At 66.0% G+C, this 11,716-nt stretch carries 9 protein-coding genes; 4 read left to right on the forward strand and 5 right to left on the reverse strand.

Translation table 11 applies throughout. The features are described 5' to 3' along the window. Genes hypF through AB0I19_RS20870 form a run of 4 tightly spaced genes read right to left on the reverse strand, consistent with a single transcriptional unit; the run spans position 1 to position 4,872 of the window. Positions 1 to 2,292: a carbamoyltransferase HypF gene (hypF, locus tag AB0I19_RS20855; protein ID WP_357150623.1), complete on the reverse strand. Its 2,292-nt coding sequence runs from the start codon at positions 2,290 to 2,292 to the stop codon at positions 1 to 3. 10 nt (positions 2,293 to 2,302) lie between these two features. After that, positions 2,303 to 3,319 (reverse strand): hydrogenase expression/formation protein HypE, encoded by a 1,017-nt coding sequence (gene hypE / locus AB0I19_RS20860; RefSeq protein WP_357150624.1) that lies wholly within the window; start codon positions 3,317 to 3,319, stop codon positions 2,303 to 2,305. Beyond that, positions 3,316 to 3,900 carry a cysteine hydrolase gene (locus AB0I19_RS20865; RefSeq protein WP_357150625.1) on the reverse strand — a complete coding sequence of 195 codons (585 nt, stop codon included), beginning with the start codon at positions 3,898 to 3,900 and terminating at the stop codon, positions 3,316 to 3,318. Before AB0I19_RS20865 ends, hypE begins: the two co-directional genes overlap by 4 nt. Positions 3,901 to 3,942: 42 nt before the next feature. Next, complete coding sequence (locus AB0I19_RS20870; RefSeq protein ID WP_357150626.1) at positions 3,943 to 4,872, reverse strand: ParB N-terminal domain-containing protein; 930 nt, start codon at positions 4,870 to 4,872, stop codon at positions 3,943 to 3,945. A gap of 736 nt (positions 4,873 to 5,608) precedes the next feature. Here AB0I19_RS20870 and AB0I19_RS20875 point away from each other — a divergent pair. The 3 genes from AB0I19_RS20875 (at position 5,609) to AB0I19_RS20885 (ending at position 9,559) form a co-directional block, all read left to right on the forward strand. Then, positions 5,609 to 8,830, forward strand: coding sequence for a heterodisulfide reductase-related iron-sulfur binding cluster (locus AB0I19_RS20875; RefSeq protein ID WP_357150627.1), 3,222 nt, complete (start codon positions 5,609 to 5,611; stop codon positions 8,828 to 8,830). Positions 8,831 to 8,948: 118 nt separating this feature from the next. Beyond that, complete coding sequence (locus AB0I19_RS20880) at positions 8,949 to 9,149, forward strand: type II toxin-antitoxin system VapB family antitoxin (protein WP_357150628.1); 201 nt, start codon at positions 8,949 to 8,951, stop codon at positions 9,147 to 9,149. Positions 9,150 to 9,160: 11 nt separating this feature from the next. Continuing rightward, a complete protein-coding gene (locus AB0I19_RS20885) occupies positions 9,161 to 9,559 on the forward strand; it encodes a PIN domain nuclease (protein ID WP_357150629.1) in 399 nt (132 codons plus the stop codon). Between the two features lies 1 nt (position 9,560). Here the strand turns inward: AB0I19_RS20885 and AB0I19_RS20890 are convergent, their stop codons facing one another. Continuing rightward, positions 9,561 to 10,079 (reverse strand): YdcF family protein, encoded by a 519-nt coding sequence (locus tag AB0I19_RS20890; protein ID WP_357150630.1) that lies wholly within the window; start codon positions 10,077 to 10,079, stop codon positions 9,561 to 9,563. 247 nt (positions 10,080 to 10,326) lie between these two features. Here AB0I19_RS20890 and AB0I19_RS20895 point away from each other — a divergent pair, with 247 nt between their 5' ends. Then, positions 10,327 to 11,649, forward strand: a complete 1,323-nt coding sequence (locus AB0I19_RS20895) for a UDP-glucose/GDP-mannose dehydrogenase family protein (RefSeq protein WP_181698783.1) — start codon at positions 10,327 to 10,329, stop codon at positions 11,647 to 11,649. The last annotated feature ends 67 nt before the right edge of the window (positions 11,650 to 11,716 follow it).

Below are 11,716 nucleotides of genomic sequence, written 5' to 3' on the forward strand. Positions count from 1 at the left end.
TCACTCCTGTTTCGCCCGGTCGGCCACCAGCAACTGCCCGAGGGCGATCCCACCGTCGTTCGGCGGAACCTGCCGATGGCTGTACACCACCAGTCCGGCGCGTTCGAGCATCACCATGCAGTTGACCAGCAGGAACTCATTGAGGAACACGCCGCCGGAAAGCACCACCTGCCGAATGCCGGTGGTGTCGGCCAGGTTCCGGCATTGCCGGACGACCATGGCGACGACCCCACTGTGGAACCGCCTGCTGATCCGTTCGAGCGCGGTCCCGGCGGCCAGGTCGGCCGCGATGGCATGGATCACCGGCCGGTGGTCGACTTCTCCTGCGGTGTAGCCGAACTCGTAGCCGTCGACGAGCGTGAGGTCGCGATCGAGCAGACCCTCGAGTTCGATCGGGCCCTGCGCCTCGTATTCGGCCCGCGAACACACGCCGAGCAGAGCCGCTACCGCGTCGAACAACCGACCCATACTCGTCACCTCGGGCGAGTTGATGCCACGGGCGCACATGGTCGCGTAGACGTGTCTGCGATCGTCATCGAGCGTCCCGAGCATCGGAAAGGCCTGCACCGCAGCATCAATGTCTCCGAGCGCATCGACAGCGACGGCGACGCCCGTCCGGATCGGTTCGCGCACAGCCTGATCCCCACCGATCAGGGCTACCCGCCGCAGATGCGCTGCCCGTTCGACCTTGCCGTAGTCACCGACCAGGAACTCACCGCCCCAGATGGTGCCGTCCGTGCCGTACCCGGCGCCGTCGAACACCACGCCGATCGCGGGCCCGTCGAGCTTGTTCTCCGCCATGCAGGCCGCCATGTGCGCGTGATGGTGCTGCACCGCGATCGGCTCACCTGTCTCACCGATACCGCTGTGGCCCATATTGATCCGGAAGTCCGGGTGCATGTCGTACACCCCGGCCTCGGGTCGCAGGTCGTACAGCGAGGCCAGGTGAGCAGCGGTGCGGCGGTGCGATTCGAACGTCTCGTCGTTCTTCAGATCACCGATGTGCTGGCTCAGATACACCCGCGTGCCGGCCGACAGCGCGACCGTCGTCTTGAGTTCGGCGCCGTAGGCGACCAGCGGCCGCAGCGGACGACCCACCTCCACCGGGTACGGCGCGTACCCGCGCGCACGGCGCAGGAAGGTCAGCAGCGGTCCGTCCAGATCCGGGTGGATCGATACCCGGACCACGGAATCGTCCACTCTGGACTCGATTTCGCGGTCGTGGTACAGAATCGCGTCCGCGATCTCGAACAGGTGCGCCAGCGCGTCGGCATTGCGGTGCACGATGGGGTATCCCGACACATTGCCGCTGGTCATCACGAGCACGTCGGTGTCGGCCTCGTCGAGCAGCAGGTGGTGATGCGGTGCCGAGGGCAGCATCACCCCCAGATTCGGATTCCGTGGCGCGACACTTTCCGGTACCGCATCAGTACGCTTGCGTGCCAACAGGATCGGCCGAGCAGGTGAACGCAGCACCTGTTCCTCCGCAGGCGACAGTTCGACGATCCGGTGCGCCGTGTCCAGATCCCGCACCATCACCGCGAACGGTTTGGAATCGCGCCGCTTACGCTTGCGCAGCAGCGCCACCGACGCGGCATTCATCGCATCGACGGCCAGATGGAAACCGCCGACACTCTTCACCCCGACGATCCGACCGTCCGACAGCTCACGCACACTCCGGCTCAACGCGTCCTCGTGCACCGTCCCGTCGGGGTAGGCGAGCAACAGCCTCGGCCCACAGTCCGCGCACGCGTTCGGCTGTGCGTGAAACCGCCTGCTCATCGGATTCCGGTATTCCGCATCGCAATTCGTGCACATCGTGAACGCGCGCATGGTGGTCTGCGATCGGTCGTAGGGCAACGCCCGGATGATCGAATACCGTGGCCCGCAGTTGGTGCAGTTGATGAACGGGTAGCGATAGCGCCGGTCGGCCGGGTCGCGCAGCTCGGCCAGACAGTCCGCACATACGTGGGTGTCGGCGGGGACGAGCGCCACCTTCTGCCCCGTGTGCTCGCTGTGCACGATCTCGAAAGTCGACGCGCCCGACCCGCCCGTCACCCGGCTCAGCGCCACCACCCGGTCCACCCGAGCCAGCTCGGGCGCCCGGTCGGCCAGCTCGGCGCAGAACAATTCCAGCGCGGCTGCGGCGCCGCTCGCCTCGACGAGCACGCCCCCTGGATCGTTGCGCACCCAGCCCGTGAGCTGCCGCTCGCGGGCGAGTTTGTAGACGAACGGGCGGTAGCCCACGCCCTGCACGACCCCGGTGACCCTGATCTGCCAGGTGGCGGTCATGGCAGCCCGATCAGCACAGGCGGGGCAGCTCGGCGCCCCGCAGCGGTTGCAGTGTCGATTCGCGTCCGTCGGCGTCGCGCAGCACGACCGCGGCGCCCTCCCGGCCGGTCACCTCGCCGATCACCGTGGCGTGCCTGCCGTACTCGTGCCCGCGCAGCGCGGCCACGATGTCGGCGGCGGCCGCCGGGTCGGCGAAGATCGCCAGGCAGCCCTCGTTCGCGCAGTTCAGCGGGTTGATGCCGAGCATGTCCGCCGCCATCGCGGTCTCGTGCTGGATGGGCAGCGACTGCTCATCGATGGTGATGGCCTTGCCCATGCGGCCCGCGTATTCGTGCAGCACCGCCGAGAGACCACCGCGCGTCACGTCACGCATCGACCGCACCGCCTCGCGCGGCACCGCCGCGAAGACGCTGTCGATCATCAGGTTGAGCGGCGCGCAGTCGCTGAGCACCCGGCTCTCGAAGCCGAGCCCCTCCCGGATGGAGAGCAGGTGCACCGTGTGATTGCCGATCGGACCCGACAGGATCACCGCGTCGCCGGGGCGGACCGCGTCCATCCGCAGTGGTTCGCGCAGGAAGAACCCGACTCCACTGGTGTTGAGGTACAGCTGATCGGCCTCGCCCGCCCGCACGACCTTGGTGTCGCCGCACACGATCTGCACCCTCGCCTCGCGCGCGGTATCGCGCACCGACGTGAGCACGCGCTCGAGTTGGTCGAAGGACAATCCGGCCTCGAGGATGAGCCCGAGGGTGAGATAGCGCGGCACCGCACCCGAGACGGCCAGGTCGTTGACCGTGCCGCAGACCGCGATCTTGCCGATGTCGCCGTTGCCGAAGAACGGCGGATCGACCACGAAACTGTCGGTGGTCATCGCGATCCGGTCGCCCTCCACGGGCAGGACCGCGCTGTCCTCCATCTCCCCCACATATACGTCGCCGAGGGTGCGGGCGATGAAGTCGACCAGCTCGCCCGAGAGCACCGCGCCGGTGCCGTGGTCGAGCTGGATGTGCTGCGTGGCCACGGTCATGGTGTCTTGGTCTCCTTGCGCGGGATGCCGCCGGTGGTGTCGATGAGCCGCAGGATCTCGGCGGAGTCGGCGACGGTGGCGCAGTAGCTCTCCAGCCAGTCCAGCGCCCGCACCCGGTCGGCCTCCTGCGCCGAGAACACGCAGTCGCCGGGCACCGCGACGATGTAGCCGCGGAAGAAGGCGTCGGCGGCGGTGGTCTGGATACAGATCTGGGTCTGCAGACCGATCAGCACCAGCGCTTCCACGCCCTCGGCCTGGAGCCGGTCGTGCAGGTCGGTTTCGTAGAAGCCGCTGTCCTTACTGCGTTCCTGGATCACGTCGTCGGGGTCGACGAATTCGCGGATCACCTCGGCGCCGGGAGTTCCGCGCAGTGCCGGTACGCGACCGTCGTAACGCTCGGCCAGCGGGTCGTCGGGTTGATTCAAAAGTTGCAGATGGTAAACCGTGCAGCCCCGCTTGCGCATTTCGGTCAGGAATTCGTTCACCCGCGGCGTCGCAGCCGCGATAGCGGCTTCCCGCTCGGGATTTTTCCCGACGATGTCGTATTGCAGTCCACTGGTGACAACGGCGATTTTGGACATGCCGATCCTTAGGTCCGTAAGAATGGGAAACAGTTCGGAAGTTCAGGCCGAACGAGCGCCCGGCGAATTACCGTACGCATTATCGGAAGCGGCTTGCAGGGCCTGGGCGATACTCGCCCAATTGGCCGCGCATTGATTGGCGAGTTCGATCACATGGTAGGAGGAATGAGGTCGCACGAATTCGACGATCTTCTCGGCGTCACCCGCGTTCACCGCATGCTGATGCAGCCACCGCAGCAATTCGCGCCCGCCGACGCTCATCCGCAGCGCCGGGTCGCGCGAGAGCACGGCGAGCAGGGCGTCAAGGTCGACCTGCTTCTTGTGCGGTGTCGGCGCGAGCCGGTCGTTCTCCGCCGGTCCGCCGGGCACCGGAGTCCTGGTGTCGTCGGGCTGGACGAGCGGGCCCATGCCGCTTTCCAGCCGGGCCCGGACATCGCGAACGGTCGACGGCGAGAGACCCACTTCGCGGGCGATGGAACGCAGCGAGGCATCCGGGCGGGCCAGCAGGAGTTCGGCGGCCGTTTTGCGCGCCGAATTCGTGTCGACCGGCCGGAGCCTGCCGTCACTGCCGAGCCGATGACTCGCCTGTGACGTATCGCCGGTACCGCTTCGGATCGACGCCACAGTTTTCGCGGAAAGCCCGGCGGCGGTGGCGATCGACCGATTCGACCAGTGCGGATGGGAACGGATGATGCGTTCCGCCGCAGCCCGGCGATCGGCCAGCGACAAGGGCAGGCCGTGCCGCACATTCTCCTGCACGCCGAGAATGAACGCCAATTCTTCGGAACCATCGACCATATACGCGTCGATGTGCGTGAGGCCTTTGCGTAGTGCCGCGTTCGTCCGGTGAAATCCGTCGATGATCCGATTCGTCGGACGATGGACGAGAATGGGCGGCAAGGGCCATTCCGCCTCGACCAGCCGCTCGATATGAGCGGGGTCCTCCCCCTCGAATCGGGGGGAGCCCGCCATGACGAGCGAGGCGATTTCCACAGACTGTTTTACCCGGTTGGATTTCAGCGGGCGATTCACCTATCAAGCCCCCCAGTCTTTCAAGCTGTGCATCAATATCAAGATCAAGAGCCGCGTAAAAAAATATCGCAGTGAGCCAATTCGGGCAAGTGTTCGATCCGAGACCCTCGCCCACGGTCGACGCGCCGGTCAGGGCCCCGCGGCGCTCCGCCCGACCGACCGGTAACCAACCGACCTGACGGTGTCCAACTGGTGAAACCCACAGTTGGACAAGCCCCTTCGTGCCTCGATGTCACGATCCGGGCAGCTGGCGCGCCGAGAATAGAATGGTCTATGCAACTCACGGTCGCGAGCACCCTCAGGTGAGAATGCGAATTCGCCGGGAAATTATTTCCGCGGACCCCGAACAAACTGGACGATAGATTAATTCCACCTTGTTTCACATCGCGGCCGAGCGCAGAGCCCCGCCCACGAACCCGGCCGTCGCGCCCGCTGCCATGCAAGCCCCATCGACACGCGGGCCGTTTCGGGGCGATCCCGGAACGGGCTGTAACAGGCATGCGCCAAATCAACCCCTGAACTGCAACGTTAGGATGATCCTCAGCTCCGGGAAGACATCGAAGCTACCCACCGGTAACATAGAATCCCTACCCCTACTGGCGGGTAACTTGGACCGTACTATGATGCGACCTGGGACGAGCGGCACCGCGTCGCTTCGTGAACGAAAGGCCACAGCATGAGCCCCATATCTTTGACGTTGGGCATCATCTCCATTCTGGTCGGTGTCCCCGCGTGGATCGGGTTCGGCCTCGCCATCCGGAAGATGGCTCGGACGATCATGCTCGGGCAGCCCGCCCCCGACCGGTTCACTCCGTTCGTGCCGCGGTTCGCCACCATGATCAAGGAGTTCGCCGCGCACACGCGCATGGTGAAGTTCCGGACCGTCGGCTGGGCACACTGGCTCGTCATGGTCGGCTTCATGCTCGGCTTCGTCACGGTCTTCCAGGCGCAGGGGCAGATCTTCAGCCCCACGTTCACCTGGCCGCTGGTCGGTAACACCTTCGTCTACCACCTGCTCGACGAACTGCTCGCCCTCGGCACCATCATCGGTGCGATCGTGCTGATCGTCATCCGTCAGCTGAACCACCCCCGCGTGCCCGCCCGGCAGTCGCGCTTCTCCGGCTCCAACTTCTTCGCCGCCTACTTCGTCGAGCTCATCGTGCTCGTCGAGGGCATCAGCATGCTCGGCGCGAAGTCCCTCGTCCTGGCCTACACCGGCGAATCCCACGCCAGCAGCGACTTCGTCAGCATGCACATCGCCTCGGTGCTGCCCGCCAGCGCGGAAGCGGTGTCGGTGTTCGCCTTCTTCAAGCTGATGGCCGCGCTGGTCTGGGTCGTGGTGGTCAGCCGCAACGTCAACTGGGGCGTCGCCTGGCACCGTTTCGCCGCGTTCCCCAACATCTACTTCAAGCGTGAGGCCGACGGCGGCGTCGCCCTCGGTGCCGCCAAGCCGATGATGTCGGACGGCAAGGTCCTCACCATCGAGAACGTCGACCCCGACACCGACACCCTCGGCGCGGGCAAGATGGAGGACTTCTCCTGGAAGGGCTGGCTGGACTTCACCACCTGCACCGAGTGTGGTCGCTGCCAGTCGCAGTGCCCCGCCTGGAACACCGGTAAGCCGCTCTCGCCCAAGCTGCTCATCATGTCGCTGCGCGACCACGGCTACGCCAAGGCGCCCTACCTGCTGGCCGGCGGCCGCAAGGACATGGGCGGCGACGAGATCGGCCTGGTCGACGCCGACGGCAAGCCCGACGAGGCCAAGCTCGCCAAGATCACCGAGGAAGCCCGCACCGAGGCCGAGCGCCCGCTCGTCGGCGGCGAGGACGTGCACGGTGTGATCGACCCCGAGGTGCTGTGGAGCTGCACCACCTGTGGTGCCTGCGTGGAGCAGTGCCCCGTCGACATCGAGCACGTCGACCACATCATCGACATGCGCCGCTACCAGGTGCTGATCGAGTCGGAGTTCCCCTCCGAGCTGGCCGGTCTGTTCAAGAACCTGGAGAACAAGGGCAACCCGTGGGGCCAGAACTCCAAGGACCGCCTGAACTGGATCAAGGAAGTCGACTTCGACATCCCGGTCTTCGGTAAGGACGCCGACAGCTTCGACGGCTACGAATACCTGTTCTGGGTCGGTTGCGCCGGCGCCTACGAGGACCGCGCCAAGAAGACCACCAAGGCCGTCGCCGAACTCCTCGCCACCGCGGGCACCAAGTTCATGGTGCTCGGCGCCGAGGAGACCTGCACCGGTGACTCGGCTCGCCGCGCGGGCAACGAGTTCCTGTTCCAGCAGCTGGCGATGCAGAACATCGAGGTCATCAACTCGGTGTTCGAGGGTGTCGAGCAGTCGAAGAAGAAGATCGTCGTCACCTGTGCGCACTGCTTCAACGCGCTCAACAACGAGTACCCGCAGGTCGGTGGCACCTACGAGGTCGTGCACCACACCCAGCTGCTGAACCGCCTGGTGCGGCAGAAGAAGCTGGTCCCGGTGGCCACGGTGTCGCAGAACATCACCTACCACGACCCCTGCTACCTCGGTCGCCACAACAAGATCTACAACGCGCCGCGTGAGCTGATGGAAGCCTCCGGTTCGACCCTGGTCGAAATGCCGCGCCACGGCGAACGTTCCATGTGCTGTGGTGCCGGTGGCGCCCGCATGTGGATGGAGGAGCAGCTCGGCAAGCGCATCAACGTCGACCGTGTCGACGAGGCGCTGTCCACCAATCCGACCAAGATCGCCACGGGTTGCCCGTTCTGCCGCGTCATGCTCAACGACGGCGTCACCGCGCGTCAGGAGCAGGGTCAGGGCGAGGGCGTCGAGGTGGTCGACGTGTCGCAGCTGATGCTCGACTCGATCACCCGCATCGATGCCGCCGAGCTGTCGGCCAACCTGCTCGTCGTCCAGGAGCCGAAGGCGGAACCCGAGCCGGAGCCCGAACCCGAGCCGGAACCGGTCGCCGAAGCCCCCGCCGAAGCTGCTCCCAAGGCCGCGCCGGCTGGTGGCGGACTCGGTATGAAGGGTGCTGCCAAGGCGCCCGGTGGTGGCCTGGGTATGAAGGGTGCCGCCAAGGCGCCCGGGGCGAAGACCCCTGCCGCCGAAGCGGAGTCGGCCCCGGCCGCGCCCGCCAAGGGTCTCGGTATGAAGGGCGGGGCGAAGGCTCCCGGTGGCGGACTCGGCACGAAGGGCGGCGCCAAGGCTCCGGGTGCGAAGGCGCCCGCTGCCGAAGCTCCGGCCGCCGAATCAGCCTCCGAGACCACCGCTCCCCCGGTCAAGGGTCTCGGCATGAAGGGTGGCGCCAAGGCTCCCGGTGGCGGACTCGGCATGAAGGGCGGCGCCAAGGCGCCCGGCGCCAAGGCTCCTGCCGCCCCGGCCGCCGATGCAGCCCCGGCTGCTGATGCGGCTGCGGAAGCTCCCGCCGAAACCGCTGCCACGGAGACCAAGCCCACGGTCGCCGCCAAGGGACTCGCGATGAAGTCCGGCTTCAAGCGCCCCGGCCCGAAGGCTCCGGGTGCTCCGAAGCCCACGGAATCGGCCCAGGCCCCCGAAGCCCCGGCCTCGGACCCCGCGACCGAGTCCGCACCGGCCCCCGAAGCCCCTGCCGCCGAACCGGTTTCGGCCCCCACCGAAACCAAGCCGACCGTCGCCGCCAAGGGACTCGCCATGAAGTCCGGCTTCAAGCGCCCCGGCCCCAAGGCCCCCGGCGCCCCCAAGCCGGCAGAACCGGCAGCGGCCCCCGCCGAACCGGAAGCCCCGGCTGAGCCCACCGCCCAGGAAGACCCGGCCCCCGAGCCCACACCTTCCAACGGCAACGGCACCCCACCGGTGGCCCCGCCGACCGCCAAGCCCGGCGGCCTCGGCTTCAAGTCCGGAGCAAAGGCCCCCGGCCGCAAGAACTGACAACTGAACACCCAGTGAGGCGCGGATTCCAAGGATCCGCGCCTCACTGCTGTGTATGAGGGCACTGCCAGGCCCTGATATCATTGAAGTCAGAGTTTTGATATCTGGAGGTTGCTGTATGTCTCGAACCTTGATCGACATCGACGACCATGCATTGAGCCTGGCCGCAGAAGAGTTGGGGACGAAGACCAAGGTGGCGACGGTCAACGCTGCACTACGCGAGGTCGCGAACCGACGTGCTGTGGCAAAGATGCTCCAGCATCTTCGCGATACCGACACCGACTTGTCAGCCGAGGGAATGCAGGGGGCCTGGCGCTGAGGACGATGTTCATGTTGGCGGACAAGTCCGCCTTCGAGTGGGTCCTCCGGGACCCCGCGGCTGCTGCGGATTTTCACGCTGCCACAAGCATGCCGGGAGCACTTGTCGCCGCATGTCATCTCACCGCCCTCGAGATCGGGTATTCGGCGCGAACGCTGTCCGATTACAACGAACGGATCGGCCTGCAGAAGTCGCTGGTGTGGCTGCCGGTCACCGAGGAGGTAATGGATCGCGCACTTGCCGTGCAAGGTCTGCTAGCCGAACGTGGTACCCATCGAATTCCTATCCCGGACTTGATCATCGCAGCGACAGCGGAGATCCACGGAGCGACCGTGATGCATGTGGACAACGACCATCAGACGATCGCCGAAGTAACAGGTCAGCCGCATCACCGGCTGTCGACCAGTTGAGTCAGCAGTCGGCGAACCAGGCCTTGACGTAACCAGCGGATTGGTAGGCGTAATCCCAGGCCCAGCGGGCGGGTGAGAGGTGGGGGCGTGGGTCGACGAAGAGGAGTTCGCCGGGCCAGCATTTGCCGAGGATGTAGCGGGCGCGGGAGATGTGTGGTGTGAAAGTGACGACGATGACGCGATCCCAGTCGGCCCCGAGACGGGAGAGGGCGCGGCCTTCGCCGAGTGTGGTCCGCGGACTCGGATCGAAACAGATCACCTCGAACGAGTAACCCCCGTGGCAGATCCGATTCACCATCGCACTGCGCTCATACGGATCCGATATCAACACCCGCGGCGCGAATCCCTCTGCGGCCAACCGCAACCCGAGCTCTTCACGACCGTCATGCGCCCCACCGAGCACCAGAATCGCATCGGCCCCCCGAGGTTCGTCCACCCGAGGACGCACATACACCGGCCACAACACCACCACAACCAGCATCACAGCAACCAGCCCACCCACCACCAGCTTCCGGCGCATCCGCCGATGGTACGGCGAACCTCTGTTCCGCCTGGACAACCCGGGTCGAGGATCAGTGCCCGCGTCGACCATGACATAAATGCACACCCGCGAACCGAAGCATGCACAGTTCACCGACCAGTCACCGCAGGTAGAAGCCCCGTGAAGCGGGAGAGCGAACTCACGTTCCCCCCTGTACACCAGATGTTGCGCCCGCCCTTGCCTCGCTGACGCGGCGTAGCCACGCGCGCCGCTTACCAACGAGAGTATGCGATGCACAGTCTTCGGAACGGGGTACCTGGGGGCCACGCACGCAGCGTGTATGGCCGAGCTGGGGCACGATGTGGTCGGGGTCGATGTCGACCCCGGCAAGGTGGCCAAACTGGCCGACGGGGTGGTGCCGTTCTACGAACCGGGGCTGGACGAGGTGCTGCAACGCAACCTCGCGGCGGGCAGGCTGCGGTTCACCACCGACTACGAGGACGCGGCCGCCCACGCCGACGTGCACTTCCTCGGTGTCGGCACACCGCAGAAGAAGGGTGAGTACGGCGCCGACCTGAAGTACGTGCACGCCGTGGTCGACACCCTCGTCCCGATGCTGGAACGTCCGGCGATGATCGTCGGCAAGTCGACCGTCCCGGTGGGAACCGCGGCGGCCTTGGGTATCCGGGCTCGCGCACTCACCGACGTCGACGTGGAGGTGGCGTGGAACCCCGAGTTCCTGCGTGAGGGCTTCGCGGTGCAGGACACCTTGCGCCCCGATCGCCTCGTGCTCGGCCTCGACCGCACCCGTGAGCGCGCCGATTGGGTCGAACAACACATTCGCGACATCTACGCCGATCTCATCGATGCCGAAATCCCTTTCCTGCTCACCGATTTGGCCACCGCCGAATTGGTGAAAGTTTCGGCGAACGCCTTTCTGGCCACAAAGATTTCGTTCATCAACGCCGTTTCCGAAGTCTGTGAGGCAACGGGCGCCGATGTCACGATGCTCGCCGACGCGCTCGGTTACGACGCGCGCATCGGCCGGCGATTCCTCAATGCCGGACTGGGTTTCGGCGGCGGCTGCTTACCGAAGGACATTCGCGCTTTCATGGCCCGCTCGGGCGAACTCGGCGCCGATCATGCGGTCGCATTCTTGCGCGAGGTCGACAACATCAATATGCGCCGCCGCACCAAAGTGGTCGACATGGCCGCCCGCGCCTGCGGTGGTTCCCTGCTCGGCGCGAACGTCGCCGTCCTCGGCGCGGCGTTCAAGCCGGAGTCCGATGACGTGCGCGATTCGCCCGCGCTCAACGTGGCCGGGATGATCCAGCTGCACGGCGCCGTGGTCACCGTGTACGACCCGAAAGCGGTGGAGAATTCGCGCCGCGTCTTTCCCACACTGAACTATGCGACATCCGTCGCCGAGGCGTGTGATCGCGCCGATGTGGTTCTGGTCCTTACCGAATGGAATGAATTCACAGATTTGACGCCCGCCGATCTGGAACCGGTGGTACGTTCCCGCTCGATCATCGACGGTCGCAATTGTCTGGATCGTCACGCTTGGCGTGATGCCGGGTGGGTGTACGCCGGACTCGGCACCCCGTAGAGTTACGGCGGGCGGGGGCTGGCAGGTTGTGCAGGCTCCGCATGTCGTGCAACGAGATGGGCAGCTG

Origin of the sequence: Nocardia sp. NPDC050413 (genome assembly GCF_040655475.1) — a bacterium.
Classification (GTDB): Bacteria; Actinomycetota; Actinomycetes; order Mycobacteriales; family Mycobacteriaceae; genus Nocardia; species Nocardia coubleae.

What these genes read in the sequence shown, in the direction of transcription:
- hypF (WP_357150623.1), bottom strand. Translation starts at nt 2,292, where the DNA reads ATGACCGCCACCTGGCAGATCAGGGTCACCGGGGTCGTGCAGGGCGTG.
- hypE (WP_357150624.1), bottom strand. Translation starts at nt 3,319, where the DNA reads ATGACCGTGGCCACGCAGCACATCCAGCTCGACCACGGCACCGGCGCG.
- AB0I19_RS20865 (WP_357150625.1), bottom strand. Translation starts at nt 3,900, where the DNA reads ATGTCCAAAATCGCCGTTGTCACCAGTGGACTGCAATACGACATCGTC.
- AB0I19_RS20870 (WP_357150626.1), bottom strand. Translation starts at nt 4,872, where the DNA reads ATGGCGGGCTCCCCCCGATTCGAGGGGGAGGACCCCGCTCATATCGAG.
- AB0I19_RS20875 (WP_357150627.1), top strand. Translation starts at nt 5,609, where the DNA reads ATGAGCCCCATATCTTTGACGTTGGGCATCATCTCCATTCTGGTCGGT.
- AB0I19_RS20880 (WP_357150628.1), top strand. Translation starts at nt 8,949, where the DNA reads ATGTCTCGAACCTTGATCGACATCGACGACCATGCATTGAGCCTGGCC.
- AB0I19_RS20885 (WP_357150629.1), top strand. Translation starts at nt 9,161, where the DNA reads ATGTTGGCGGACAAGTCCGCCTTCGAGTGGGTCCTCCGGGACCCCGCG.
- AB0I19_RS20890 (WP_357150630.1), bottom strand. Translation starts at nt 10,079, where the DNA reads ATGCGCCGGAAGCTGGTGGTGGGTGGGCTGGTTGCTGTGATGCTGGTT.
- AB0I19_RS20895 (WP_181698783.1), top strand. Translation starts at nt 10,327, where the DNA reads ATGCGATGCACAGTCTTCGGAACGGGGTACCTGGGGGCCACGCACGCA.